The sequence below is a fragment of the Bradyrhizobium sp. 22 genome, from assembly GCF_000482425.1.
Lineage (GTDB): Bacteria > Pseudomonadota > Alphaproteobacteria > Rhizobiales > Xanthobacteraceae > Bradyrhizobium > Bradyrhizobium japonicum_B.
On sequence record NZ_KI519399.1, the window covers coordinates 2,916,835 to 2,943,085 of the forward strand.

29 protein-coding genes are annotated in these 26,251 nt (G+C 64.4%); 20 read left to right on the forward strand and 9 right to left on the reverse strand.

Annotation, left to right across the window (positions count from 1 at the left end):
• Window positions 1-19: 19 nt before the first annotated feature.
• The 3 genes from K410_RS0115025 to K410_RS0115035 form a co-directional block, all read right to left on the reverse strand.
• On the reverse strand, window positions 20-847 hold the full coding sequence (locus K410_RS0115025; RefSeq protein WP_028135651.1) for a class II glutamine amidotransferase: 828 nt from the start codon (window positions 845-847) through the stop codon (window positions 20-22).
• A gap of 228 nt (window positions 848-1,075) precedes the next feature.
• Window positions 1,076-1,333 (reverse strand): hypothetical protein, encoded by a 258-nt coding sequence (locus tag K410_RS0115030; RefSeq protein ID WP_155253409.1) that lies wholly within the window; start codon window positions 1,331-1,333, stop codon window positions 1,076-1,078.
• Window positions 1,334-1,679: 346 nt separating this feature from the next.
• On the reverse strand, window positions 1,680-2,207 hold the full coding sequence (locus K410_RS0115035) for a TetR/AcrR family transcriptional regulator (protein ID WP_028135653.1): 528 nt from the start codon (window positions 2,205-2,207) through the stop codon (window positions 1,680-1,682).
• 207 nt (window positions 2,208-2,414) lie between these two features.
• Between K410_RS0115035 and K410_RS36830 the strand changes: the two genes are divergently transcribed.
• The 9 genes from K410_RS36830 to K410_RS0115085 all read left to right on the forward strand — a co-directional run bounded on the left by K410_RS36830 (window position 2,415) and on the right by K410_RS0115085 (window position 8,795).
• Entirely contained in the window at window positions 2,415-3,485 is a 1,071-nt protein-coding gene (locus tag K410_RS36830) for an ankyrin repeat domain-containing protein (protein ID WP_049820046.1), read from the forward strand.
• Between the two features lie 37 nt (window positions 3,486-3,522).
• Window positions 3,523-4,629 carry an alpha/beta fold hydrolase gene (locus K410_RS0115045; RefSeq protein ID WP_245269385.1) on the forward strand — a complete coding sequence of 369 codons (1,107 nt, stop codon included), beginning with the start codon at window positions 3,523-3,525 and terminating at the stop codon, window positions 4,627-4,629.
• Window positions 4,630-4,854: 225 nt separating this feature from the next.
• Window positions 4,855-5,454: a hypothetical protein gene (locus tag K410_RS36835; RefSeq protein ID WP_155253410.1), complete on the forward strand. Its 600-nt coding sequence runs from the start codon at window positions 4,855-4,857 to the stop codon at window positions 5,452-5,454.
• The gene (locus tag K410_RS0115055; protein WP_028135655.1) at window positions 5,451-5,933 is read left to right on the forward strand and encodes a hypothetical protein; all 483 of its coding nucleotides are present in this window, start codon (window positions 5,451-5,453) and stop codon (window positions 5,931-5,933) included. Before K410_RS36835 ends, K410_RS0115055 begins: the two co-directional genes overlap by 4 nt.
• 306 nt (window positions 5,934-6,239) lie before the next feature.
• A complete protein-coding gene (locus K410_RS0115065; protein WP_028135657.1) occupies window positions 6,240-6,707 on the forward strand; it encodes a TerB family tellurite resistance protein in 468 nt (155 codons plus the stop codon).
• Window positions 6,708-6,709: 2 nt separating this feature from the next.
• Window positions 6,710-7,072 (forward strand): hypothetical protein, encoded by a 363-nt coding sequence (locus K410_RS0115070; protein ID WP_028135658.1) that lies wholly within the window; start codon window positions 6,710-6,712, stop codon window positions 7,070-7,072.
• Window positions 7,069-7,707 (forward strand): TerC family protein, encoded by a 639-nt coding sequence (locus tag K410_RS0115075; RefSeq protein ID WP_028135659.1) that lies wholly within the window; start codon window positions 7,069-7,071, stop codon window positions 7,705-7,707. Before K410_RS0115070 ends, K410_RS0115075 begins: the two co-directional genes overlap by 4 nt.
• Before the next feature lie 33 nt (window positions 7,708-7,740).
• A complete protein-coding gene (locus tag K410_RS0115080; protein WP_028135660.1) occupies window positions 7,741-8,325 on the forward strand; it encodes a TIGR00645 family protein in 585 nt (194 codons plus the stop codon).
• A 206-nt stretch (window positions 8,326-8,531) separates the two neighbouring features.
• The gene (locus tag K410_RS0115085; protein ID WP_028135661.1) at window positions 8,532-8,795 is read left to right on the forward strand and encodes a hypothetical protein; all 264 of its coding nucleotides are present in this window, start codon (window positions 8,532-8,534) and stop codon (window positions 8,793-8,795) included.
• 7 nt (window positions 8,796-8,802) lie between these two features.
• Here the strand turns inward: K410_RS0115085 and K410_RS0115090 are convergent, their stop codons facing one another.
• Window positions 8,803-9,699 carry an alpha/beta hydrolase family protein gene (locus K410_RS0115090; RefSeq protein WP_028135662.1) on the reverse strand — a complete coding sequence of 299 codons (897 nt, stop codon included), beginning with the start codon at window positions 9,697-9,699 and terminating at the stop codon, window positions 8,803-8,805.
• A gap of 179 nt (window positions 9,700-9,878) precedes the next feature.
• Between K410_RS0115090 and K410_RS0115095 the strand changes: the two genes are divergently transcribed.
• The 3 genes from K410_RS0115095 to K410_RS0115105 are packed head-to-tail and all read left to right on the forward strand — an operon-like array spanning window position 9,879 to window position 13,406.
• Window positions 9,879-11,267 carry a class II 3-deoxy-7-phosphoheptulonate synthase gene (locus K410_RS0115095; RefSeq protein WP_028135663.1) on the forward strand — a complete coding sequence of 463 codons (1,389 nt, stop codon included), beginning with the start codon at window positions 9,879-9,881 and terminating at the stop codon, window positions 11,265-11,267.
• A gap of 4 nt (window positions 11,268-11,271) precedes the next feature.
• Window positions 11,272-11,625: a diacylglycerol kinase gene (locus K410_RS0115100; protein ID WP_028135664.1), complete on the forward strand. Its 354-nt coding sequence runs from the start codon at window positions 11,272-11,274 to the stop codon at window positions 11,623-11,625.
• A gap of 23 nt (window positions 11,626-11,648) precedes the next feature.
• The gene (locus K410_RS0115105; RefSeq protein ID WP_028135665.1) at window positions 11,649-13,406 is read left to right on the forward strand and encodes an NAD+ synthase; all 1,758 of its coding nucleotides are present in this window, start codon (window positions 11,649-11,651) and stop codon (window positions 13,404-13,406) included.
• Between the two features lie 165 nt (window positions 13,407-13,571).
• Here K410_RS0115105 and K410_RS0115110 read toward each other — a convergent pair whose 3' ends face one another.
• Together K410_RS0115110 and K410_RS0115115 are read right to left on the reverse strand one after the other, a co-directional pair.
• On the reverse strand, window positions 13,572-14,759 hold the full coding sequence (locus tag K410_RS0115110; RefSeq protein ID WP_028135666.1) for a DUF2865 domain-containing protein: 1,188 nt from the start codon (window positions 14,757-14,759) through the stop codon (window positions 13,572-13,574).
• Window positions 14,760-14,905: 146 nt separating this feature from the next.
• Window positions 14,906-15,211 (reverse strand): hypothetical protein, encoded by a 306-nt coding sequence (locus tag K410_RS0115115; RefSeq protein WP_028135667.1) that lies wholly within the window; start codon window positions 15,209-15,211, stop codon window positions 14,906-14,908.
• Window positions 15,212-15,496: 285 nt separating this feature from the next.
• Here K410_RS0115115 and cysS point away from each other — a divergent pair, with 285 nt between their 5' ends.
• From cysS to K410_RS0115145, 4 genes are all read left to right on the forward strand, one after another.
• A complete protein-coding gene (cysS, locus tag K410_RS0115125; protein WP_028135668.1) occupies window positions 15,497-16,879 on the forward strand; it encodes a cysteine--tRNA ligase in 1,383 nt (460 codons plus the stop codon).
• Between the two features lie 115 nt (window positions 16,880-16,994).
• Window positions 16,995-17,486: a GNAT family N-acetyltransferase gene (locus tag K410_RS0115135; RefSeq protein ID WP_028135669.1), complete on the forward strand. Its 492-nt coding sequence runs from the start codon at window positions 16,995-16,997 to the stop codon at window positions 17,484-17,486.
• Window positions 17,483-19,081: a citramalate synthase gene (cimA, locus tag K410_RS0115140; RefSeq protein WP_028135670.1), complete on the forward strand. Its 1,599-nt coding sequence runs from the start codon at window positions 17,483-17,485 to the stop codon at window positions 19,079-19,081. The genes K410_RS0115135 and cimA overlap by 4 nt, the downstream gene beginning before the upstream one ends.
• 99 nt (window positions 19,082-19,180) lie before the next feature.
• Window positions 19,181-19,558, forward strand: a complete 378-nt coding sequence (locus K410_RS0115145) for a VOC family protein (RefSeq protein WP_028135671.1) — start codon at window positions 19,181-19,183, stop codon at window positions 19,556-19,558.
• A gap of 109 nt (window positions 19,559-19,667) precedes the next feature.
• On the opposite strand, the gene K410_RS0115150 is transcribed toward K410_RS0115145, so the two are convergent.
• The gene (locus tag K410_RS0115150) at window positions 19,668-20,273 is read right to left on the reverse strand and encodes an LOG family protein (protein WP_028135672.1); all 606 of its coding nucleotides are present in this window, start codon (window positions 20,271-20,273) and stop codon (window positions 19,668-19,670) included.
• Window positions 20,274-20,474: 201 nt separating this feature from the next.
• Here K410_RS0115150 and K410_RS0115155 point away from each other — a divergent pair, with 201 nt between their 5' ends.
• The 4 genes from K410_RS0115155 to K410_RS0115170 all read left to right on the forward strand — a co-directional run bounded on the left by K410_RS0115155 (window position 20,475) and on the right by K410_RS0115170 (window position 25,003).
• Entirely contained in the window at window positions 20,475-22,424 is a 1,950-nt protein-coding gene (locus K410_RS0115155; RefSeq protein WP_028135673.1) for an ABCB family ABC transporter ATP-binding protein/permease, read from the forward strand.
• A 69-nt stretch (window positions 22,425-22,493) separates the two neighbouring features.
• Entirely contained in the window at window positions 22,494-23,198 is a 705-nt protein-coding gene (locus K410_RS0115160) for a phosphatidylserine decarboxylase (RefSeq protein WP_283805934.1), read from the forward strand.
• A gap of 85 nt (window positions 23,199-23,283) precedes the next feature.
• Complete coding sequence (locus K410_RS0115165; RefSeq protein WP_028135675.1) at window positions 23,284-24,165, forward strand: CDP-alcohol phosphatidyltransferase family protein; 882 nt, start codon at window positions 23,284-23,286, stop codon at window positions 24,163-24,165.
• 118 nt (window positions 24,166-24,283) lie between these two features.
• A complete protein-coding gene (locus K410_RS0115170) occupies window positions 24,284-25,003 on the forward strand; it encodes an RraA family protein (protein WP_028135676.1) in 720 nt (239 codons plus the stop codon).
• Window positions 25,004-25,005: 2 nt separating this feature from the next.
• Here K410_RS0115170 and K410_RS0115175 read toward each other — a convergent pair whose 3' ends face one another.
• The gene (locus K410_RS0115175) at window positions 25,006-25,299 is read right to left on the reverse strand and encodes a hypothetical protein (protein ID WP_028135677.1); all 294 of its coding nucleotides are present in this window, start codon (window positions 25,297-25,299) and stop codon (window positions 25,006-25,008) included.
• 123 nt (window positions 25,300-25,422) lie between these two features.
• The gene (gene plsY, locus K410_RS0115180; protein WP_028135678.1) at window positions 25,423-26,103 is read right to left on the reverse strand and encodes a glycerol-3-phosphate 1-O-acyltransferase PlsY; all 681 of its coding nucleotides are present in this window, start codon (window positions 26,101-26,103) and stop codon (window positions 25,423-25,425) included.
• Window positions 26,104-26,251 lie beyond the last annotated feature (148 nt).

Below are 26,251 nucleotides of genomic sequence, written 5' to 3' on the forward strand. Positions count from 1 at the left end.
ATCCCACCCGGCAAAGGAACTATCTGCGGGCGATAATCCTTTTGACCGGAACCGGTTCCGCATCGCTCTCACTGGAAATTGCAGGCTCGAACGGAACAATCTTTGCGCTCTCGGACGCACGCGCGATCAAGGCGTGATTGGGAGGCACCTCAATCCAATCCGATTCCTTGTCGAACGGCTCGGAGACGACGATGACCTCGCCGCCGTCCTCGCGGAAATAGAGCGTGTTGGCGGCGTCGTTGACCGCGACGCGGAAGGCGTAGAGGTCCCTGCCGTTGGCGATCGCACTGGTGAAGCGCAGCCGTTCGCGCAAGTGGCCTTCATTGACGAGATCGACGAGCGCTTGCAGCACCCGCCGCGTCGCCTCGAGCGGATCGCTGTCGAGGCCGGCGCCCATCATTGCCAGGAACACGGCTTCGGAGTCGGTCGTGCCCAGCCGCGACGGGTAATAGTCGTTGGGAATGAGCGCCTCAACCTTGCGCCGCAGCCGATTCCAGCTTCCGATGAATCCGTTGTGCATGAACATCCAGTGCCCGCAGGCAAAGGGATGGCAATTCTGCCGCGTCACTGCCGTGCCGGTGGCGGCGCGCACATGGGCAAAGAACAAATGCGAGCGCAGATGCCGGCAGAGGTAGCGCAAATTCTCGTCCGACCACGCCGGCCGCGTCTCGCGATAAAGGCCCGGCTCCGGATGCTCGCCGTACCAGCCGAGACCGAAGCCGTCGCCGTTCGAGCCCGCCGTCGATTGCAGCGAGCGGATGCTCTGCGCGACCAGGGAATGCTCGGGTTCGGTGACATAAGGCTCGAACGACGTCGTCTCGCCCCGGTATGCGATCCAGCGGCACATGGGTGTATCCTGTCGGGAGATGCCGTGATGTGCGGTAACTCATTGGCCTGCATGATAGTTCCTGACCGCTGGCGAACTGCCCGCCAAGTTCTGCCAGTGCATACGGCCGCAGGACGAGCGTCGCGGTCACTGACAAGTTTGTGGTAGCCACGGAGTTATTTCCCAAAGAGAAAGGGCCAGCGTGGAGCTGACCCCCTCTGCAGCACTGTAACGGTCAAGAAAAAGCGCTCACTTCTTGCACTTCTTGGCCGCCTCTTTGTCCGCATACGGACCACAATTGTAGGCGTTGGTCAGTTCGTCCATCGTCTGCGGCCAGCTATCCATGGAGCCCGCCCGGGCACCATTCTGGGTCGTGCCGAGCTGGCTGATTCCCCCGTTCTTCACCTGCTGGGAATGACGTGGGTTTGCTTGTGCATCAACCGCGAAAGATGCGGAGAGAAAGCCGGCTGCAAGAAGGCCGACGAACAGCGTCTTGGTAATCATCATGGTTTTGTCCTTTTGGAGTTTGAGTTCAGACATCCGTTGGTGGCTACGCAAATCGGATGGGTTCGAGATCAGCGCGGACGGCGTGACCGACATCACAATCAGCGATCAGCGATCAGTATTGTTGCCACGCGCGGCGCACGATCGATCGAACCGAGCATTCAGATGCTGCCACGTCCGCTTCTGACCATCGGCGAAGGAGCTGCGCACCTCCGTTGAGGTCCGCTCAGTGAGGCATGGCGGACCAGATCTGCTCAGGTTGAGATCTTCGCATTTTGACCCCAAGCGGACATTGTTTAGTTCGGCGAGCGCAACGACGATTGGACACCGAGCTGGTATCGCGCGGCGCCTAGCAGGGAGCGCGAAGGACAGAGTCGATGACCAAAGTGAACGTGTCGATGACCTCCGCCTCGCTCGCAATTTCGCGAATTAGCGCTGCCGAAAGCGCTTCCCCGGCGCCGACTAGCGCGACGCACCGTCGCTCGACCTCGGCAGGCGGTAGAGCAGGATTGTGCGGCGACAGCACCGACACAAACATCTGAACCGAATTATCGAGCAGCTCCTGAAAGACTTTCGCCTTTTCATCGCTGCCTGCCAAGGCGGCGCCGACCGCGTGAAATTCACCTTTCGTGTCGGCGGCACATTTGATGTAGGCCGCCGACAATGCCGAGACGGTTTCAGTCTGGCTAAGTTGCTCCTCGGCCATCGCTCGACGGAACGCGTTCACGCGCTCGAAATCGATCCACCGATACAGTTCGATCAACAGCGCCGATCGTGTCTTGAAGTGTTCATAGGCGACGGGCTTGGAAACTCCCGCACGAGCGGCGAGATGCCCAAGCGTTAATCGATCGGCGCCCTCCTCCCGCACGATCACCATCGCCGTGTCCAAAAGCTGTCGTCGGCGCTCGGCCCCCGCAAGACGACGCGTGCCCACGCCCTGAGTCTTTCGCTTCCCGCCTGCCGTCACTTGATCGGACCTATTTCGTACATCGGTACAGGAACCTACGAACAGTAGTTTGGTTACATCCTACCAAAGGTAAGTTAGGCCGACCGCGTTTGTCCGCAAGCTGGAAGGAGCAGCTGTATGCAACAAAGTTCCGCGCTATTGACGGCAGTTCGAAGGGGCGATCTCGCCGACGCTGCTGACCGGTTGCGCTTGGGCGCGGATTGCGACTCTCCGGACGCGGAAGGTCTCACGCCCCTCATGATTGCTTCGGGGCGTGGGCAGGCGCAGATGGTAGAGCTTCTGCTGGCTGCTGGCGCACAAGTTCATCTCGTTGATCCCCGGGCTGGCGCGACAGCGCTGCACAAGGCTGCCTTGGCCGGCAATCCGGACGTCGTAACGCTGCTGCTCGATCGCGGCGCCTTTATCGATCAACAATGCCCTATCCTGGGGCACACCGCATTGCACGATGCCGTCGTCTACAAGGCGGAAATGGTGGTGCGTCTGCTGCTCTCGCGCGGCGCACGCACGAGCATCCGAAATCACTGGCAGGAAACGCCGCTCGACCTGGCGCGGCGCGATAAGCTCGAGGTCTTGGCGCGCCTGATTTCAGCAAGGGACAAGGCCGCCGAAGATCACATTGCCGCGCTCCCGCTGGTCGCAGCAATCGCCGCCGGCGATCCGGACAAGGTGGGTCAGCTGATCGGCGAAGGGGCGGACATTGATGTTCGGCTGCCGATGGTTGGCGCTCCCGACGACAATTATACGCCGCTGGCGATTGCCGCGCGCGAAGGACATGCTGGCATCGTCCGGTCGTTACTGGCGGCGGGCGCCAATCCCCGGCGGGTGATTGGATTGTTTCTTGGAACCGCGATGCACGAGGCCTGCTATTTTGGCCACAGCGACGTACTCCGGGTGATGCTCGACGGTCACGAGCGCGACGATATCAGGCCTTCCGAGCTTGATGCACAGGGCGCGTTGAACGGTTTCACACCGCTCCACGATGCGGTCTGGCACGGACACAAGGAGGCTGCGCGCATTCTGGTCGAGGCGGGTGCTAGGCTCGACCTCGTCAACCACGCTGGGCTGACGCCGCGCGAGCTGGCGGTGCGCTACGGCTATGGCGAATTGGCGCTGCTGCTGGCGGATACCGAACGAAAGAGCGATGCAACGTCTGCCGCATTTGCCGAAGCAAGCGCCCGCGCTACGTGACCGTGTTGTTCGAATCCCTTTACTGCGAGGTGCACCGATGTTCGCCCTTTCACGCAGAGCTATGCTTGCCGGATCAAGTGCTGCGGTCGTGAACGCCGCGATGCCCGCTGTCGCGCAGCAGACAACGATGCCGGCAGTGCGCATGGTCGAGACCAACGGCATTCGGCTCGCCGTCTATGAGGCTGGCGCCGGACCGGCGGTCGTCTTGCTTCACGGCTTTCCAGGGTTAGCCTTCAGCTGGCGAAACCAGATACCGGCGCTGGTTGATGCCGGTTACCGCGTGATTGCCCCCGACTTGCGTGGTTATGGGCTCAGCGATGCGCCACAGGCCGTCGAGGCCTATGACATCACCCAGTTGACTGCCGATCTCACGGGCCTCCTTGACAAGTTCGGCATCGAGAGGGCGGTGTTGATGGGGCATGATTGGGGCGGGTTGCTCGCCTGGCAGATGCCGCTGCTCCATCAGGAGCGAGTGGCAGGTGCGATCGGGATCAACACGCCGTTTGTTCCGCATTGGATGCTGTGGCTGCACCCTGATTTGGTGAAGGCCGCCCGGCCTGGCGAGAAGAGCTTCATTGCAGATCCGGCGCGCGATCCCATCGCGCAGATGCGCGCTGTCTACAGCTCCAAGATGTACGTATTGCTGTTCCAAGACGGACATTCCGCCGACGAAGCGATGGAGCGCGACCCACGTGCGACCCTGCGCAACTCGATGCGCAAGGATTTAATGACGAGCGCCGAGTGGGGACGATTACCTCCCGAAGTTGCGAACATGGAATATTATGGGCAGCCGATTCCTGCCGAATTGCCGGGCAAGGACGTGCAGACAGATGCCGAACTTGACTTCTTCGCCGAGCGGTTCAAGCGCACCGGCTTCACGCCAGGGATCAACTGGTATCGCAATCTGACGCGCAACTGGGCGTCGGGTCTCGCAGTCGACCAGACCATCCGCGTGCCGTCGCTGATGATCTCGGGCTCCGAGGACGTGGTCTTGCGGGCCAGTATGGCGGCGGGCATGCACGCACACGTTCCTGATCTTGAGCGGCAGGTGATCGAGAATTGTTGGCACTGGACCCCCGAGGAGAAACCAGCGGAACTCAACCGGCTGGTCATCGCGTGGCTGAAGCGGCGCTTCCCCGCGTGATTAGTCGGCCGAACCACCGACGGGCTCCCCATAACCGGATTGAGCAGGCGTCGGCCCACGTCCGCTTCCGGCCTTAAGAGACCAATCGGGGCGAACTGGCCATGTCCGTCTTGAAGGTTAAACGGACTCGCCCTCCGCGCAGGTTGATCGGGTTTACGAGACCACGTTCTAGTAAATCATTAACAGGACACGGTTAGGTTGCGCCCGATAATTTGAGTGCGCATCATGAGCCGCTTCATTCTTTTCACTTGCATGGCATTCGTCACCGCATTCGTCGGCGTGTCCTGGGCGATGCGTGGTTTTCCCACGACCGGCGCTTCCTCTTCACTGAGCGGAGAGTTGAAGGCGAAACTCACGACCTCGTTCGGCGACGAGAGTGTCAAGGTGCACGAACGCAAGGCGTGGGAAGCCAAGCATACCCTGCAAAGTGACAAGGATCCGCAGCTCGATGCGCTACGCATGGACGCGCTGCAGGCGGGGACCGCCTACGCGATGTCGCCGTGTGACAAGACGATGAAGGCGAACCTCATCGCGGCCACGTCGGCCTATGCGCGGGGCTACATGAAGATTTTCGACTGCCCAAATCCGGCACTGGCGATGTTCTGTAGCGAAAAGAAGCGTGATCAGGCCAACGCCGCGTACTCGACGCCACTTGACGTTCGCGTCCAGGCCCAGCTCGCCGAGGCGTTCGACCAAAAGGGAATCGTCAAGGAGGATTTCCCGGAGGAGATCCGCCTCACGGTACTCCAGTTTGCCGGGCCCGGCCTGTGGTCCGATCCGTCTCCTGTATGCCTGCCGCAGCAACGCGGGACGAATGTGCGATGAACCGCGCCTGGTTCATCGTCTGGGCCCTGGTCGTCTGTCAGGTTGCCGCATGGGCATTTGCGCCGCAACAGTCAGCCGAGCCTGCAAGGCCAACCGACGGTCCGGGCTATGACTCCAACGAAACGATCTTCGTCGACGGGAGAGCGAGGACGCGCCGTGAAGCGACGCTGGCGTTCGAAATTCCCTATGGCTCACGCTGTGCAGGTGAGGGCCGGAAGCGGTTCATCGGTTCGGTCAGCGGATATTACTATCGCCGTCAGAACGAGACCGAACGTTACCCCGAGACCTTTGGCAAGCCCGGTGCGGACTACATCACGAAGCAATGGTCCACCGGCGAAGACAAACGCCTGGAGCGATTGACGCAGGAAGCTTATGCGCAGGGCTATCTGCAACCGTCCGACTTTGACGACGTCGCACGCAAAGCGGTTGAAGCGGTCGTCAGGGGGGAGCGCGTGACGATGCGCTCCTGCGCAAGCTGACATCAGGATGGGGTTCGAAGGCGTCGCTACCACGGCCAGATCCGACCGATATGGAACCGATGCGGCGGCTGGTCGCAGTCATCTTGCCTTGATTCCGACAGACGCACCTATATTTCTGGTACGAACAAGAATCCGGGCCCCTCTGGCGAGGACGCCGACAATGTCGGCAAACCTCGTGATGTCGGATGACCTGTCCCGCGCGAATGCGATGGATTGGCCGATCGTCGGGCCCCAGATGTTCTCTCCGACTCCATCGACCCCCATCGCAGCTCCGTGCGGCCATTTCGCAAGACCAAGGGAGCAACGATGTCTGACGTCAAGCATTCAAATCCCATCGAGATCGCAGAGCCGTCCAGCCTGAACGAGCAGGCCGCGGCCGCGCTGGTGATCGCCGGCGCGCTCGTCGCCGTGGCCGACCGGCAGGTTTCGCCGGTCGAGCGCGACGAGGTGATCCGGTTCATCAGGGATCGCGGCTTGGCGCCGCATCTCGACGACGAGAGGCTGTTTGCAATGTTCGACGCACTCGCCGAACGGCTGGAAGAACCGGATTTCGCCAATGTCGTGATCGACACGCTGCGGCCGGTCTCGGACATGCCGTTGTCGTCACATCTGATGGATCTGTCGCAGCGGGTCGCGGCCGCCGACCAGGACGTCCATCCCCACGAAGTGCAGGCGATCAAATTGTTGCGCCTGCTGACGCTGGCGCTGCCGCGCGCGAAGCCGATCCCACAGGGGCAGGCGCGCACCGAACGGCAATTCGCCACAGAGGAATAAGCATGAGCGCAGCATCGAACGGGCGTACGCGTCAGGCCACGGGTCCCGCCAGTGAGCTGGCGGGCGGTGACCCGCGCCTCGACAAGCTCGTCGATCGACTGCCGCCGCGCATGGGTGATACCGTCACCTATCTGCTCAAACCGTCGAGCCGCTGGGTCAGAATTCCCTCCGGCGCGCTGCTCATCTTCGGCGGCGTGTTGTCCTTCCTTCCGATCCTCGGTGTCTGGATGCTGCCGCTCGGCCTGGCTCTGCTCGCCGAGGACGTCCCTGCGCTGCGCACCTCCCGTTCAAAAGTCTTCGACTGGATCGAGCGCCGCAAGCCGCATTGGCTCGAATCGTCGGCCTCTAGGAATGATCAATCATGACTGAACTCATCACCGCCGAAGCGCTGACCGCGCTGTTCCAAGTCATCCTGATCGACCTCGTTCTCGCCGGCGACAACGCCGTCGTCATTGGCCTTGCCGCAGCGGGACTGCCGGCCGAGCAGCGCCGCCGCGCCATCATCGTCGGCATCGCTGCCGCCACCGCGCTGCGCATCGCCTTTGCCGGCGTCGCGACGCAGCTGCTTCAGGTCATCGGCCTGTTGCTTGCCGGCGGCGTGCTGCTGCTCTGGGTGTGCTGGAAGATGTGGCGCGAGCTGCGCGAGCAGTCTGCGCATTCGCGGCAACTCGCCTTCAGCCATGGCGGCAGCCAGGACGCTGCCCCGGTGCAGTCAAAGACCTTCGGGCAGGCCGCGTTGCAGATCATTGCAGCCGACGTCTCGATGTCGCTCGACAACGTGCTCGCGGTCGCGGGCGCCGCGCGCGAGCACCCTTACATCCTCGCTTTCGGCCTGTTGCTCTCGGTCGCGATGATGGGCGTCGCCGCCGATCTGCTCGGCCGCGTGCTCCAGAAGCAGCGCTGGGTCGCCTATGTCGGCCTTGCCATCATCATTTACGTCGCCTTCGAGATGATCTATCGGGGTTCGCTCGAGCTCGCGCCTGTCATCGCGAGTCTCTGAGGCAGCATGCCTGCCTGCAACCCGGAGTGATCAATGACGTCTGAACCCAAAGCACCTTCGGCGACGGCCGCGCCACTGCCGCCGGTCGGCCTGCTTCCGAAGCTGATCTTCGGCTCGCGCTGGCTGCAATTGCCGCTCTATGTCGGCCTCATCGTCGCCCAGGCCGTCTATGTGCTGTTGTTCCTGAAGGAGCTTTGGCACCTGGTCCTGCATTCGTTCGACGCCAGCGAGCAGCAGATCATGCTGGTCGTGCTCGGGCTGATCGACGTGGTCATGATCTCGAACCTGCTGATCATGGTGATCGTGGGCGGCTACGAGACCTTCGTCTCACGGCTGAACCTCACCGGCCATCCCGACGAGCCGGAATGGCTCGGTCACGTCAATGCCAGCGTGCTCAAGATCAAGCTCGCGATGGCGATCATCGGCATCTCCTCGATCTCGCTGCTCAGGACCTTCATCGAGGCCGGCAATCTCGGCACGACGCGCAGCAATTTCACCGAGAGCGGGGTGATGTGGCAGGTGCTGATTCACATGACCTTCATCGTCTCCGCGGTCGGCATCGCCTGGGTCGACCGCCTCAGCGAGAGCGGCCATCGCGAGAAAGCCGCCCACGACTGACGAATCCGGCCGCCTGAGACCTCCCGAGCGGCCAAGCCTGGAGCCCGCCTGATCCTCCGATCCGGCGGGCTCTTTTTTGCAGGATCGATAAGATTGTCTGCAATCCGTTCAGCGGCGGCAAAGCCTGCGGACAAGAAGCCCGACGCTTTAAACCAGGCCTTTGGAACCGGTCTGCATCCTGCCTGCAAAAGGGCAGGGCTATGGGCATGGCAATTCTCAGGGAGACCATCGCAGCCGTCGCGGGAGTCTACGCGCTCCTGCTGGTCTGTGACGCATTGTTCGGGATCGGCGAGGCGCGCTTCGACGATTCCTATTACCGCGCCAGCTTCTACGCGCCGCGGCCGAAGGAGTTTCGGTTTGCGAGCGACACGCCGCCGGCGGTCCGCGTCAGCGAGGCATTCGCGCAATTCGCGCCGGGCGATGCAAAACCGAACAGGCGTTACTCGTCTCTCACGACCATCATTCGCTGACGCGGTCTCACTCCCCCTGGACCCATTCCGCGACGCCGCGCCATAGCGTGTCGCGGTGTTCGGGGCGGAAGAAGCCGAAATGGCCTATTGTCTTGGCGCCGACCTCGGACGGCTTCAACGTCAGCACCTCCGGCTTGATCGCGGAGAACCCGCTCGTGAGCAGCTCGACCGCGGGCCGCGTCGCCCAGGGATCGTCGGAGAAGCACAGCGCGCGCAGCTCGCCCTTGAACCTGGTGAAATTGTCCAGCGCCGGCAGCTTGGAATCGAAGAGATAGCGGGGGCTCGAGACCCACTCGGCCCATTGCAGGAAGACCCCCTTGGGCAGATCCTCGCCGATCCCGGCCCAGCCCGGCGCATAGCCGAGCGTGTGGGTGAGCGGTACGCCGATGAGGTTCATGAAGGCGAAGACGCGGTACTTCTCGGGTGAGGTCATCAGCCGCCAGGTCGCGGCCTGCGAGGCCACCAGGGCCGCGCGAGAGATGTCGGTATTGTTCTCGATCAGCCCGAGCGCCTGACCGCCGAAGGAATGGCCGATATAGGCGAGCGGCAGCGTATTGTACCGCTCCCGCATCCAGCGCACCGCGGCGGTGACGTCGAGCGCGGCCCAGTCCGACATCGAGGCCTTGAAGCCGACCAGCGATTTCGGCTGGTTGTAGCCGACCATCGCCGGCAGGCGGGAATCGCCGATGCCGCGATAGTCGTAAGTGAGCACCGCGCAGCCGCGATGGGCGAGGTAGGATGCAAAGCCGCGATAGATCTTGCGCGGGACCGCGGTCGCCGAGCTGATCAGCACCGCGTGGCGCTTGGCACCCCGCGGCAGGAACAGGGTGCCGGTGAGCCCATACCCGTCGGCCGCCGGGAAGCTGATCTCGTCGATGAAAACGTCGTCCAATGCCGCGCCCATGGCCAGAAGGTATTTGCCAGTTTCCTCAAGCTTTCCAGCAAATGCGAATTTGGCTTTCGCCGCAAGGGCTTGCGACGCCAAACGGATTTACAACTGGCGGGGCGGAGCGAGCCTGTGTATAAGGCGGCCCTCACAACCCCTAGATCAGGTTGTGCTTTTTGCTTCACGGAGAGATTGCGATGTCCGAGCGGTGGACGCCCGAGTCCTGGCGCAGCAAGCCGGTGCTACAGGTGCCCGACTATCCCGACGCCAAGGCCCTGGCCGACGTCGAGGCGCAGCTTGCGACCTTTCCGCCGCTGGTGTTCGCGGGCGAGGCACGCAACCTGAAGAAGGCACTGGCGCGCGTTGCCGCCGGCGAGGCCTTCTTGCTTCAGGGCGGCGACTGCGCCGAGAGCTTTGCCGAGCACGGCGCCAACAACATCCGCGACTTCTTCCGCGTGCTGCTGCAGATGGCGGTGGTCTTGACCTATGCCGGCGCAGTGCCGGTGGTGAAGGTCGGCCGGATCGCCGGTCAGTTCGCCAAGCCGCGCTCGTCGCCGACGGAGAAGGTGAACGGCGTCGAGCTGCCGAGCTATCGCGGCGACATCGTCAACGACATCGCCTTCACCAGGGAAGCGCGCGTCCCCGATCCGCAGCGCCAGCTGATGGCCTATCGCCAGTCGGCCGCGACGCTCAATTTGCTGCGCGCCTTCGCCACCGGCGGCTTCGCCAATCTCGGCAGCGTGCATCAATGGATGCTGGGCTTCCTCAAGGATTCCCCGCAGTCCCGCCGCTACAAGGAGCTGGCCGACCGCATCTCGGACGCGCTCAACTTCATGCGCGCCTGCGGCCTCGACCTCGAGAGCCATCCGGAGCTGCGCGCCACCGATTTCTACACCAGCCACGAGGCATTGCTGCTCGGCTACGAGCAGGCCCTGACCCGCGTCGATTCCACCACCGGGGACTGGTACGCGACCTCGGGCCACATGATCTGGATCGGCGACCGCACCCGCCAGCTCGACCACGGCCATGTCGAATATTTCCGCGGCATCAAGAACCCGATCGGGCTGAAGTGCGGCCCGTCCCTGAAGCCCGACGAGCTGTTGAAGCTGATCGACGTGCTCAACCCCGACAACGAGCCGGGCCGGTTGACGCTGATCGGCCGCTTCGGCTCGGACAAGATCGGCGAGCACCTGCCGAACATGATCCGCGCCGTGAAGCGCGAGGGCCGTGTGGTGGTCTGGTCCTGCGATCCCATGCACGGCAACACCATCACCTCGACGTCGGGCTACAAGACGCGGCCCTTCGACCGCATCCTGTCCGAGGTGAAGTCGTTCTTCGCGATCCATGCCGCCGAAGGCACCCATGCCGGCGGCGTGCATCTGGAGATGACGGGCCAGGACGTCACCGAATGCCTCGGCGGCGCCCGCGCGATCACCGACGAGGACCTCAACGACCGCTATCACACGGTCTGCGATCCCCGCCTCAATGCCGAGCAATCCATCGACATGGCTTTCCTGGTCGCTGAGCTGCTCAAGCAGGAGCGCGCCGGCAAGGCCCAGCCGATGCCGGTCGCAGCGGGGCTCTGACACCTTGCTGCGGATCTGGAAGGCCACGATCAATTCCCGTAACGGTCTGGCCTTTGCGTTCAAATCGGAGCAGGCCGTCCGCGAGGAGATCTTTGCGCTTCTGCTGTCGGTGCCGCTTGCCTGGTTCATCGGCGCGACCGCGATGCGCGCGGTCGAGCTAGTTTGTGCCGTTGCCTTCGTGCTGGTCGTCGAGCTGCTCAACACCGCGATCGAGAAGCTCGCCGACCGGCTGACCATGGACCACGACAAGCAGATCGGCCGGGTCAAGGACATGGGCTCGGCGGCGGTCGGCGTGGCGTTGCTCATGGCCGGTGCGTTCTGGATTTTCGCCATCGTCGAGCGGTTGGGTTTCGTCTAACGAGGAACGGATAAAGGCGCCCGATGACCGAACGTCTCAACGCATTCGCGGTCACGCTCGCCCAGCTCAATCCTGTTATGGGCGACATCGCGGGCAATGCCGCCAAGGCACGGGCGGCGCGCGCGCAAGCGATCGCCGAAGGCGCCGATCTCGTGCTGTTTCCGGAATTGTTCATCGCCGGCTATCCGCCGGAAGACCTCGTGCAGAAGCCGGCCTTCCAGGCCGCCTGCCGCGCCGCGATCGAAGCCCTGGCGCGCGAGACCGCCGATGGCGGGCCTGCAATGCTGGTCGGCACGCCCTGGGTCGAGGAGGGCAAACTCTATAATGCCTGCGCGCTGCTCGACGGCGGCCGCATCGCGAGCCTGCGCTTCAAATGCAACCTGCCGAATTACGGCGTGTTCGACGAGAAGCGGCTGTTTTCGCGCGGGCCCGCGGCGGGCCCGGTGACCGTGCGCGGCGTGCGCATCGGCGTGCCGATCTGCGAGGACATCTGGCTGGAGGAGTCCGAGGATTACGAGAACGTGGTCGAGACGCTGGCCGAGACCGGCGCCGAGATCATCCTGGTTCCGAACGGCTCGCCTTACGCTCGCGACAAGAACGACGTGCGCCTGTCGGTCGCGGTCGCCCGCGTCACCGAGAGCGGGCTGCCGCTGGTCTATCTCAACCAGGTCGGCGGCCAGGACGAGTTGGTGTTCGACGGCGCCTCGTTCGCGCTCAACGGCGATCTCTCGCTCGCGGCGCAACTGCCGGCATTCGAGGACAGCATCGTCACGCTGCGCTTCACACGCAACGGCGACGATTGGCGCTGCGCGGGGCCGGTCGCGACGTTGGCCGAAGGCGACAAGGCCGATTACGCCGCATGCGTGCTGGGCTTGCGCGACTATGTCGGCAAGAACGGCTTTCCCGGCGTGCTACTCGGCATTTCCGGCGGCATCGATTCAGCTTTGTGCGCGGCGATCGCGGTCGATGCGCTCGGTGCCGATCAGGTGCATGGCGTGATGCTGCCGTATCGCTACACGGCGGCACACTCGATTGCGGATGCGGGCGAGCTCGCCGGCCATCTCGGCATCCGCTACGAGGTGTTGCCGATTGCGGAAGCCGTCAATGGGTTCGAGACCATTCTCTCGGGCCTGTTCAAGAATCTGCCGCCAGACATCACCGAGGAGAATCTCCAGGCCCGCACCCGCGGCACGCTCCTGATGGCGATCTCCAACAAGACCGGCCTGATGGTGGTGACGACGGGCAACAAGTCCGAAATGTCGGTCGGCTACGCCACGCTCTATGGCGACATGAACGGCGGCTTCAATCCGATCAAGGACATCTACAAGACGCAGGTGTTCCGCCTGGCAAGCTTGCGCAACAGCTGGAAGCCGGACGGCGCGCTCGGACCCGCCGGCGAGGTGATCCCGCCCGACATCATCACGCGGCCGCCGACTGCGGAGCTGCGCGAGAACCAGACTGACCAGGATTCGCTGCCAGCCTATGACGTGCTCGATGCCATCCTGGAGTGCCTGGTCGAGCGCGAAGAGCCGCTGGACCGGATCATTGCTGCCGGCTTCGATCGCGAGATCGTCACCCGCATCGACCATCTGCTCAACGTCGCCGAATACAAGCGCCGCCAGGCCGCGCCCGGCGTGAAGGTCACGCCAAGGAATTTCGGCCGCGACCGCCGCTATCCCATCACCGACCGCTTTCGCGACAAGGGTGAGAAGCTGCCGGCCGCCGACGAGACGCTGGTGTCGCGCGCGAGCAGGGCGTCGATCGACGCGTTCGAGGGGTGAGTGGGAGGCGGGCGATGGCGCTCAGGTGTTTGCTGTCATCATCCGCGAAGGCGGATGATCCAGTACTCCGCGGCGGACGTTGTCGAACAACAATTCCCGCCGGGGAGTACTGGATGCCCCGCCTGCGCGGGGCATGACCGTTGAGATGGGAGCGGGCGCCTTACGCTACTTCTGCTGCTGCGGCAGGAAGGTGGGCCCGACTGAGCGGATCGGCTTGTTCTCCGACGAGGTCGCCGGGGCTGCATCCGCCGCCGGCGCTGCGGCCGGTGCATTCGCGGTCGTCGGCGCGGGGGCGGCACCCTTCTTGGCATTCGCAGGCGTGCCCTTGTTGAGCCGCTGCTGCTGCATCTTCTTGGCGCTCTCCTCGGTGACGATGATGTCGCCCTGCTGCTCGGCCGCGGCCTTGTCGTCGGCGGATTTCAGCGCATCCGCCCAGGTCTGACCTGCGGCCTTGCAGGAGCAGGACGGATTGAACTCGCTGCGGAATTTGAACGCGGTCGGCAGCGCCGTATAGGGCTGGCCGCTGATCGAGACCGCGGAGTTCATGTCTTCGCCGGGATTGCGATGGGTGTAGAGCACGGCTTCCGCCGCCGGGCAGAGCGCCTTGCAAGTCTTCTCGTCGTCGGGGAAGCGCGCCGGCACCGTCGCGAACGAGACCGGGAAATAGGCGCCATCGCAGGTACGCACGCACACGGTGCGGAAGGTGCCGGATTGCGGTCCGAGATCGGACGGCGGCATGCCTTGCGGATTGTTCGGATTATTGCCGCCGAACAGATTGCTCAGGAAGTTGCCGCCGCCTTGCTGCTGCGCCGCCGCCGCATATTGCGGGCCGCAATTGTTCTGCGCCAGCGCCGCCAGCACCGAGCGGCGCTGGGCGTCGCGTTCCGGGCTGAAGCCGCCGGGGCCGCCACCGCGCAGGCGCTCGAGATTGCCGGTGATCTGGTCCAGATTGGCGCGCATTTGCTGGATCTGGGTGTTGACCGGGCCGCATTGCGCCGACTGGCCGCTGAACAGCGAGAAGAAGCCGGAGGAATCGCAGCCCATGCGCTTGGCCTGCATGGTGACGCGGTCGAGCTCGGCCTGCTGGCGGGTCTGGGAATCCTGGTAGCGGCGGACCTGCTCTTCACGCGCGGGGTCGCCACCGCCGCCGCGATCCAGCGCGGCGAGCTGGCCCTCCAGGCGCACGCACATCGGATTCGGCCCGACGCCGTTCTGGCCCGCTTGCGGCGGCGGTCCAGGCGGACCGGCCTGCGCGAAAGCACCGGTGACGAGCACGGCCGTGCTCAACAGCACGGTGCAAGCAAGGAGACAGCGAGCACGGGAGAGAGACAGGAATTCAGGCATATCCGCCATTCTAGCGAGGTCACGGCCCAATGTGACTATCCACCAACTTGACTTGGAGGGCCGAAGCGCGCCCTCCAATAGCCGCTTCCTGCGGCATCGTCACGTCGTTTCAGGGGGCCAAGGACCGGCCTAAGCTGCGCCAGCTCCGAGCAAATTCAGCGCTGGCAGGTGATTGCGACATATTCGTCGCAATGGCCATGGGAGCAATTTGTGCCGGATTTGGGGACGGAGCCGGTAATTTCGTCGGGATCGACCCGGCGATAGGCTGACGCCTGGGCAAAATCTCGTGACTGGCAATAGGTGCGCGCGGCGGAGGCGCCGCATTTGTCACCTTTGGCCAGGCACTGGTCGACGCCGTAGCCGCTGGCCTGGTTGGCGATGATGAAGACGCGGGTCTCGGCGCAGGCGTTGGATGCGGCGAAGACGAAGGCGCTGGCAATGAGCGCGGGCAAGAATCGCATGAAAAGGCACCGGGGCAAAAAGGGGAACTGCCGGTTCCAGAATGGGCTCAAATGGTTAGGGGATCGTGAACCCTCGGGACGGACGCGCCTTGCGGGAGACAAAGCGGGGCTTCGCGGCTCTCTTGACGCAGGGGCGCCTGATGGCCCATATGTTCCGCATGAACGGTCTCCTCGCCATTTGCGCCATTTGCCGCGAGATTACGAGCTAGCGATTCGCTGGCTGGAGCCGTCTTTTCTCAAACACGTTGAGAGCCTTGGACGCCCGGCCGCAAGGGATGGGTTGTCATGGAATTGCGCCTCTACGATACGCTGAGCCGGGACAAGCGGGCCTTTGTGCCGCTCGATGCCAGCAACGTCCGCATGTATGTGTGCGGACCGACCGTCTATGACTTCGCCCATATCGGCAATGCGCGGCCGGTGATCGTGTTCGACGTGCTGTTCCGGCTGCTGCGCCACCTCTACGGCGAGGCGCATGTCAAGTATGTCCGCAACATCACCGACGTCGACGACAAGATCAACGACCGCGCCGCGCGCGATTTCCCCGGCCTGGCGCTGAACGAGGCGATCCGCAAGGTGACGGAGGAGACGGGCCGGCAGTTTCATGCCGACGTCGACGCGCTGGGCTGCTTGCGGCCGAGCGTCGAGCCGCGTGCGACCGAGCACATCGCCGAGATGCGCGAGATCATCGAGCGGCTCGTCAAGGGCGGCTTCGCCTATGTCGCCGAGGACCACGTGCTGTTCTCGCCGCAGGCGATGAACGCGGCCAATTCCTCGCTGCCGCGCTATGGCACGCTGTCGAAGCGGTCACTCGACGAGATGATCGCCGGTGCGCGCGTCGATGTCGCGCCCTACAAGCGTGATGCGACCGATTTCGTGCTGTGGAAGCCGTCCAAGCCCGGTGAGCCGTCATGGGCCTCGCCGGCCGGCATCAAGGCCGAGGGCCGTCCGGGCTGGCACATCGAGTGCTCGGCGATGGCCTGGAAGCATCTCGGCGAGCATTTCGACATCCATGGCGGCGGCATCGATCTCGTGTTTCCGCATCACGAGAACGAGGTCGCGCAGAGCTGCTGCGCCTTCCGCCGCGAGCGCATGGCGAACTACTGGATGCACAATGGCTTCCTCCAGGTGGAGGGCGAGAAGATGTCGAAGAGCCTCGGCAACTTCATCACGATCCACGAGCTGCTGAAGGACTGGCCGGGCGAGGTGCTGCGCCTGAACATGCTCAAGACGCACTACCGTTCGCCGATCGACTGGACCATGAAGTCACTGGAGGAGAGCGCCAAGACGCTGGACGATTGGTATCGCGTCGCGGCGGACGTCGAACCCGGCAAGCCGGCTGCGTCCGTCATCGAGCCGCTGCTCGACGATCTCAACACGCCGCTGGCGATCGCGGCAATGCATGGTCTGCGCGGCGGAGACGTGAGTGCCCTGGCGGGCTCGCTGCGGCTGCTCGGCTTCCTGTCCGAGAGCGCTGCGCAGTGGGAAGGCCGCAAGCAACAGGCGAGCGGCGTCGATGCCACGGAAGTCGAGCGCCTGATCGCGGAGCGCACCGCGGCCCGTAGCCGCAAGGACTTTGGGGAATCCGACCGGATTCGTGATCTGCTCGCCGCGATGGGCGTTGCGATCAAGGATTCCAAGGAAGGAACGACGTGGGAGATTGCGCGATGAAGCGGCCCGACACGCCTTTCCCGCGGCACTGGATCTATTACATCGCGCTGAAGATCGCTCTGCTCGCGGGCGCCGTAGCGCTGGTGCTCAAGCTCTATGGGATGTGGTGAGGACGATGGGACAGACTCTGCCAAAGCCCGCACTTAGGCCGTTCCTGCCCGAGGACGTGCCGCTGCTCGCAGCGATCTTCACCGCCAGCATCGAAGAGCTGACCGGCGAGGACTATAGCGAGGTGCAGCAGCAGGCCTGGATGGAGCTCGCGGAAGGCGAAGAGTTCGGCAAGCGGCTCGCGGCCGACCTGACGCTGATCGCGACCATCGAAGGCTCGCCGGTTGGTTTTGCGTCGCTGCGCGGCAACGACCACATCCGCATGCTCTATGTGCATCCGGCAGTCAGCGGGCACGGCATCGCCAGCATGCTGGTCGACGCGCTGGAGAAGCTTGCCGGCGGCCGCGGCGCGCAAAGCCTCACCGTCGACGCCAGCGACACCGCCGAGGGCTTTTTCGCCAAGCGCGGCTACACCGCCCAGCAGCGCAACAGCATTACCGTCAACGATGAGTGGCTCGCCAACACGACGATGAAGAAGACGCTGGGAGCCGCGCGATGAGCAAGCAGCGTCTTTATCTGTTCGACACCACGCTGCGCGACGGCGCGCAGACCAACGGCGTCGACTTCACGCTGACCGACAAGCAGGTCATCGCCGCCATGCTCGACGACCTCGGCATCGATTATGTCGAAGGCGGCTATCCCGGCGCCAATCCGCTCGACAGCGAGTTCTTTGCCAGCAAGCCCAAGCTCGATCATGCGCGCTTCACCGCGTTCGGCATGACGCGACGGGCCGGGCGCTCGGTCTCGAACGATCCCGGCGTGGCCGGCTTGTTGGAAGCGAAGGCGGATGCGATCTGCTTCGTGGCGAAGGCCTCGGCCTATCAGGTGCGCGTCGCGCTGGAGACGACGAAGGAGGAGAACCTCGCCTCGATCCGCGACAGCGTCGCGGCCGCGAAGGCCGCCGGCCGCGAGGTCATGCTCGATTGCGAGCATTTCTTCGACGGCTACAAGGAAGATGCCGCATTCGCACTCGCCTGCGCCAAGGCCGCCTTCGATGCCGGCGCGCGCTGGGTGGTGCTGTGCGATACCAACGGCGGCACCATGCCTGACGAGGTCGAGGCCATCGTCACCGAGGTGACGAAGCACATCCCCGGCGATCACGTCGGCATCCACGCCCATAACGACACCGAGCAGGCGGTGGCCAATTCGCTCGCCGCCGTGCGGGCCGGCGCGCGGCAGATCCAGGGCACGCTGAACGGCCTCGGCGAGCGCTGCGGCAATGCCAATCTCTGCTCGCTGATCCCGACGCTGAAGTTGAAGCAGGGTTTTGCCGATTCCTTCGAGATCGGCGTCACCACGGAGAAGCTGGCGACCCTCGTCAAGGTCTCGCGCACGCTCGACGACATGCTCAATCGCGTGCCGAACCGGCATGCTCCTTACGTCGGCGAGAGCGCCTTCGTCACCAAGACCGGCATTCATGCCTCCGCGGTGTTGAAGGACCCGCAGACCTACGAGCACGTGCTGCCGGAGACGGTGGGCAATCACCGCAAGGTGCTGGTCTCGGACCAGGCCGGACGGTCCAACGTCATCGCCGAGCTCGAGCGGGCCGGCATCGCTTACGAGAAGAGCGATCCCAAGCTGACGCGCCTCGTCGAGGAGTTGAAGGAGCGCGAGGCGCAAGGCTACGCCTATGAGTCCGCCAACGCCTCGTTCGAGCTGCTGGCGCGTCGCACGCTCGGCAAGGTGCCGCATTATTTCGAGGTCGAGCAGTTCGACGTCAATGTCGAGCAGCGCTACAACGCGCTCGGCGAGCGCGTCACCGTGGCGCTCGCGGTGGTGAAGGTCGACGTCGCCGGCGAGCACCTGATCTCGGCCGCCGAGGGCAACGGCCCCGTCAACGCGCTCGACGTCGCCATGCGCAAGGACCTCGGCAAGTACCAGAAATACATCGAGGGCTTGAGGCTGATCGATTACCGGGTGCGTATCCTCAACGGCGGCACCGGCGCGGTCACGCGCGTGCTGATCGAGAGCGAGGACGAGAACGGCGACAGCTGGACCACGGTCGGCGTCTCCCCGAACATCATCGACGCCTCGTTCCAGGCGCTGATGGATTCGGTGATCTACAAGCTCGTGAAGTCGGGCGCGCCGGCGTAGAGTCCTGTCTCGTCATTCCGGGGCGGTCCGCAGGACCGAACCCGGAATCTCGAGATTCCGGATTCACGCTTCGCGTGCCCCGGAATGACGGGGGGACCAATGATCGACCACATTTCCGTCGGCGTCAGCGATCTCGATCGCGCCGCCAGATTCTACGAGGCGACGCTCGCAGCGCTCGGCCTTGCGCGCCTCGTCACCCGGCCGCGGACGGTCGGCTTCGGCAAGGCCTATCCCGAGTTCTGGATCAATCTGCGCGAGAGCATGCCGCCTGTAGCCCGGGAAAGCGGCGTGCACATCTGCCTGCGGGCCAAGACGACGGACGACGTCGATGCGTTTCATGCCGCGGCTCTCGCGGCGGGCGGGGCCTCGGACGGTGCGCCCGGCATCCGCCCGCACGATCGCGTGCGCTACTACGCGGCGTTCGTCGTCGATCCCGACGGCAACCGCATCGAGGCGGTGACGTTTCCGCAAGGGTAGCGGGCGGCCTAAAGCGCGATGCGATTGGGATGAATCGCCATCGCGCTTTAGGTTGTTGTTTAAGCATGATCTTTCCGGAAAACCGCTGCGCACTTTTCCGGATCATGCTTTAGAGCCGGCGCGCCACGTCGGGCGCGAGATCGCGTTGGCTGTCAGGAATCTGCGCAGCAGCGGCGCGCAATCGCGGAACGATCTCCTCGACCTTGTCGGCCTTGAGGATATCGACGGTGAGACCGGCGCGGATGAACTCGGTTTGGCGCATGTGGGCCACCAGAGAGAACAGCGGCTCCCAGAAATTGTCGATATTGGCGAGCAGCACGGGCTTGGCGTGACGACCGAGCTGCTGCCAGGTCAATTGCTCGACCAGCTCCTCGAGCGTGCCGAGGCCGCCGGGCAGGGCGACGAAGGCGTCGGAGCGTTCGAACATCAGCCGCTTGCGCTCGTGCATGTCGGGCGTGACGACCATCTCCTGCACGCGCGTCAGCGCGTTCTCGCGCATCCGCAGGAAGTCGGGGATGATGCCGGTGACCATGCCGCCGTGATCGAGCACGGAGGTTGCGACCGCCCCCATCAGCCCGAGCGAGCCGCCGCCATAAACGAGGCGGATCTTGCTATCCGCCAGCGCCTTGCCGAGCGCTTTCGCCGCCTCGATGAAGTTGGGATTGGTTCCAGGGCCGGAGCCGCAATAGACACAGACGGTTTTGATCGTGCTCATTGGTGCCATGATGCATTGCAGCGAAGAGGCGTCAAGCCCTTCAGGTGATTCGATACTCCCGGAAATCTACCGGTAAATGGCGGCAAACAATCGAAGATTCGCCATTTGACGGGGTGCGCTGGCATCGGGAAGGCTCTATATGACAGGGGAAAATCGTAAATCTCGATGACGCCCGCATCCGGTGGGCTTTCAGGCTTCTTGATGGACCAACCTCAATCGTTCGACGGCGCCGACGTTCCTGTCGGCGGTGCGCCCGAGCAGGGGACGCTGATGGGCACGCTGGCGCATCTGTGGCCCTATATCTGGCCGGGCGACCGCTTCGACCTGAAGATGCGCGTGGTGTGGTCGCTGGTGCTGCTGCTCGCGGCCAAGCTGATCACGCTCGCGGTGCCCTTCAGCTTCAAATGGGCGACGGACGCGCTGACCGGCGCCAACACCGCGCCGATTGCGGCCGACAATTGGCAGCTCTGGGTGATCGCCTCGCCGTTGCTGCTGACGGTGAGCTACGGCGTGATGCGCATCCTGATGGCGCTGCTGACGCAATGGCGCGACGGCATCTTCGCGCGCGTCGCCATGCACGCGGTGCGCAAGCTCGCCACCATCACCTTCATCCACATGCACGAGCTGTCGCTGCGCTTCCACCTCGAGCGCAAGACCGGCGGCCTGACCCGCGTGCTCGAGCGCGGCCGCGAGGGCATCGAGGTCATCGTCCGCATGGTGATCCTGCAGCTGATCCCGACCATCGTCGAGGTCTCGCTGCTGATGGCCGTGCTGCTCTGGCAGTTCGACTGGCGCTACGTGGTCGCGACCCTGATCATGGTCGCGCTCTACATGTACTACACCTACATCGCGACCGAGTGGCGGATCGGCATCCGCCGCAAGATGAACGATTCCGACACCGAGGCGAACACCAAGGCGATCGACTCGCTGCTCAACTACGAGACCGTGAAATATTTCAGCGCCGAGGCGCGCGAGGCGCAGCGCTACGACAAATCGGTGGAGCGTTACGAGGAAGCCAGCGTCCGCACCTATACCTCGCTCGCGGTGCTCAACACCGGCCAAGCGGTGATCTTCACGCTGGGCCTGACCGCGACCATGCTGATGTGCGCGATCGGCGTGCGCAACGGCACCAACACCGTCGGCGATTTCGTGCTGGTCAACGCCATGATGATCCAGCTCTACCAGCCCCTGAACTTCATGGGCATGGTCTATCGCGAGATCAAGCAGGCGATCATCGACATCGAGAAGATGTTCGGCGTGCTCGGCCGCGAGGCCGAGATCAAGGACGCCCCCGATGCCAAGCCGCTGGTCGTCTCCGCCGGCACCTTGCGCTTCGAGGACGTGCGCTTCGCCTATGAGCCGACGCGTCCGATCCTCAAGGGCATCAGCTTCGAGGTGCCGGCCGGCAAGACCGTCGCCATCGTCGGCCCGTCGGGCGCAGGCAAGTCGACCATCTCACGCCTGCTGTTCCGCCTCTATGACGTCTCCGGCGGCAGGATCCTGATCGACGGCCAGGACATCCGCGCGGTGACGCAGGATTCGCTCCGCGCCTCGATCGGCATGGTGCCGCAGGATACCGTGCTGTTCAACGACACCATTCGCTACAACATCCGCTACGGTCGCTGGGACGCCAGCGATGCAGAGGTCGAGGAAGCGGCGCAACTGGCGCAGATCGACCGTTTCATCCGCATGGCGCCGAAGGGCTACGAGACCCAGGTCGGGGAGCGCGGGCTCAAACTGTCCGGCGGCGAGAAGCAGCGCGTCGCGATCGCGCGCACCGTCTTGAAGGCGCCGCCGATTCTGGTGCTGGACGAGGCGACCTCGGCGCTCGATACCCACACCGAGCACGAGATCCAGGGCGCGCTCGATCGCGTGGCGAAGAACCGCACCTCGCTGGTGATCGCGCACCGGCTCTCGACCATCGTCGGGGCCGACGAGATCATCGTGCTGGATCAGGGCCGCATCGCCGAGCGGGGTACCCACGCCAAGCTGCTCGCCCATGGCGGCCTCTATGCCAGCATGTGGAACAGGCAGCGCGAGGCCGAGGCGGCGCGCGAGAAGCTGGCGCAGATGGGCGACACCGCCGAGGCCCCCAACCGGGAGCCGCCCCCGGTCGATGACGCCCTGACGACGCCTGCGGCGGCGGTGTGACCTTGTCTCCGGTCCCAACTCTGGCCTAAACAGGCCCGCGCGACCTGCGCCATTAACCCCGAGCGGCAGATAACGATGTCCATTCTCGATTCGATCCAGCGTCAGATCCCGCCGATCCACAAGGAGGGCTATCCCTTCATCGGCGGCTTTGCGCTGGTCAGCCTGGTCCTGTTCTGGCTGTGGTCGCCTCTGGGCTGGATCGGCACGATCCTGACCGTGTGGTGCGCGCTGTTCTTCCGCGATCCCGTGCGCGTGACGCCGGTGCGCGAGGGGCTGGTGGTGTCGCCGGCCGACGGCCGCGTCTCGATGATCACCATGGCGCTGCCGCCGGCCGAGCTCGGGCTCGGCGACCGGCCGCTGCCGCGCATCTCGGTGTTCATGAGCGTGTTCAATTGCCACGTGAACCGCGCGCCGGTCGCGGGCCGGGTGGACCGCATCGCCTACCGCCCCGGCCTCTTCATCAATGCCGAGCTCGACAAGGCCAGCGAGGACAACGAGCGCAACTCGCTGGTCATCTCGACGCCGACGGCCCGCATCGGCGTGGTGCAGATCGCAGGCCTCGTCGCCAAGCGCATCGTCTGCTTCGTCCGCGAAGGCCAGGCGATCGGTGCCGGCGAGCGCTTCGGCCTGATCCGCTTCGGCTCGCGGCTCGACGTCTATCTGCCCGTTGGCACCAAGGCATTGGTCTCGGAAGGGCAGACCGCCATCGCCGGCGAGACGATCTTCGCCGATCTTGCCGGCGACGACCCCGGCCGCGCCTTCCGCGCCAATTAACCTATAGTCGGTCCACGCGGGCCTTCCGCTGCGATGGCGGAGGGGGGCGCGGCTTGCTATATCTCGCCTCGAGGTGAGGACAGCCATGACGCCCTACGATCTGAGAGATCCCGATACGCGCCGCCGGCGGTTCCGGCCCATTCCGGTACGGATGCTGGTGCCGAACGTCATCACATTGCTGGCGATCTGCGCCGGCCTGACCTCGATCCGGCTGTCGATCGAAGGGCGGATGTCGCTCGCCGTCTATGCCATCGTGTTTGCGGCCGCGCTCGACGGTATCGACGGCCGCATCGCGCGCATGATCAAGGGCCAGTCCAAGTTCGGCGCCGAGCTCGACAGCCTCGCCGATTTCGTCAATTTCGGCGTCGCGCCCGGTCTGATGCTGTATTTCTGGCAGCTGCACGAGCTCGGCAATGCCGGCTGGATCGCCGCCATGGTGTTCGCGATTTCCGGCGGCCTGCGCCTGGCACGCTTCAACGCCACCATGGACGATCCCAACAAGCCGGCCTTCGCCGCCAATTTCTTCACCGGCGTGCCGGCGCCGGCCGGCGCGATCACCGTGCTGCTGCCGATCTACGTCGCCTTCCTCGATCTCGGCCGCATGCCTGCGGCGGTGACGGCGGCCTACACGCTTCTGATCGCCTTCCTGATGGTGTCGCGCCTGCCGGTGTTCTCCGGCAAGACCAAGCGCATGCGCGTGCCGCCGGAGCTGGTGCTGCCGGCCTTCGTCGCGGTGATCGTCTTCATCGCGCTGCTGATCGCCTATCCCTGGCACGTGCTGTCGATCGGCACGGTGCTGTATCTTCTGGCTTTGCCGCTCGGCTACAAATCCTATCGCGACCAGGCCCGCGCGATGGAGGCTGCTGCGCCCGCGGGAGACGAGGTCTCTTCGCCGCCCTCGGCGCCGACGCTGACGAATTTGTCGGAGCCGCCGCAGGACGACGACCGGCCCGGACGGCTGCACTAAAGCGCACGCGGATATCTGCCATGAAGCAGGCCTGAGTTGGGTTGAGACCCGATCTCGGCTATATCGCCCTGTGACGGCGGCATCACGTCAATCAGCCGCCAATCTGGGAGAGAACGCCGTGACCGATAACGCGACCGGGCCGCTGCCCGCTTCCGTCCTCGAAGCGCTGGGCCGCTACGACACGCCGACGATCTGCAATGCCATGGAGATCGTGGCGCCCGAGCGCCGGCTGATCGGCTACACCACCAAGCAACTGGTCTGCCCGTTCCCCGATTTGCCGCCGATCGTCGGCTATGCCCGCACGGTTGCGATCCGCTCGGTGCTGAAATCCTCGCTTCCGGCCGAGGAGCAGTCGAAGCGCCGCATCGAGTATTACGAATATGTCGGCACCGGCCATGGGCCGCGCATCTCCGTGATCCAGGACATCGACGGTCCCGACGTCGGCTACGGCGCGTTCTGGGGCGAGGTGCAGAGCAACGTCCACAAGGCGCTCGGCTGCCTCGGCGTCATCACCGACGGCTCGATCCGCGACATCCCGCAATGGGCCCCTAGCTTCCAGGCGCTGGCCGGATCAATCGGCCCGTCGCACGCCTGGGTCCATGCCGAGAGCTTTGGCGGCGAGGTCCGCGTCGCCGGCATGACCGTGAGGTCTGACGACCTGATCCATGCCGACCGGCACGGCGCCATCGTGATCCCGCTCGACGTCGCCGCAAAGCTGCCTGAGGCCGCCGAGCTCTGCGGCCGCCGTGAGACGCCGATCCTGGAGATCGCCCGCAGTCCCGATTTCTCGCTGGATAAGCTGAAGGCCGCGCTGAAACGCTCGGCGGAGATCCACTGAGTCTATGGCGACGACGCCGATCGCGGGCTGCCTTGTTCGGCCAGGAACAGGGCAGCCTGATCCGGCTCTCCCAGCACGGCGGCGGCACATCCGATCAAGGCGAAGCCGCCGGCGAAGTCCCACAGGGTGATGTCGTCCGCGCTGTTGGGGCTGTGAAGCAATCGCGCCGCGAGCAGGGCGAAGGCCGCCTCGACAAAGAGCAGGGCGCTGAACGCCGGCAGGACCAGCTCCGGTTCGAGCAGATGGAGCGCCAGCACCGCCGGCAACGCGGTGAGAACACCGAATAGCGTCAACATTGCAATCGCTCCCGCGATCGAGCATGTGCAGGCCGCAGAATAGCAGATCATTGAGGGGCCCGCCCGTGGCGCAGGGCCGCAGTTCGCTTGGGAACTCAGCTTCGATGGCGAGCGAGCAGTTCCTTAAGCCTCCGGCCGTGGTTCCGGACTGAATTGCCCGAACCGTGGTTCGGTCCCGGCGAGCAGGCGCTGAATGTTGGTGCGATGGCGCACGATCACATAGATGCCACCTGCAATCACCAGCAATCGAAAGGGCAAGGGTTGCTCGAGGACGCAGACGAGGGCGATCGCCGTCAGCGCGGCCAGCATCGAGCCCAGCGAGACGATGCGCAAGACAGCCAAGGCGACAGCAAAAGCGATTGCTGCTCCGAGCCCGACCGGCCACGCCATCGCAAGCAGGACGCCGAGCCCTGTCGCCGCGGATTTGCCGCCGGTGAAGTTCAGCCAAATCGAAAGGGCGTGTCCCAGCAACGCGGCAAGTCCGGAAAGACACACGGCCCAGTCGATCCAGCCTTGCGGATCGAGCGCGGCCGGCGGCGACCCCGATGGAAACGTGAAGACCCAGCCAAAGAACCAGCGGGCAAAGACGATTGCCGCGGCACCCTTGAGCACATCAACCAGAAGCACAGCCAGCGCGGGCCATTTTCCGAGGATGCGCAGCACATTCGTCGCGCCGGTCGATTTGGAGCCGTGCTTGCGAATGTCGATACCCCTCAGCAGTTTCCCTGCGAGATAGCCGGTGGGCACAGAACCAAAGAGATAGGCGATGGCCAATCCAATCGCGCACGTCAGCCAGAAAACCATGGGAGACCCCTCGACGCTCCAGTGTCGGCCATAACGGCTGCGTGTTCATGGGTCCGCCGCCCGGAGGGCGAGGACATCATCGGCCGAGGGCGCTTTTATGGTTAGTGAAACGTTGAGATCCCTGTCGGCAAGCGGCAAAGCCGGCATC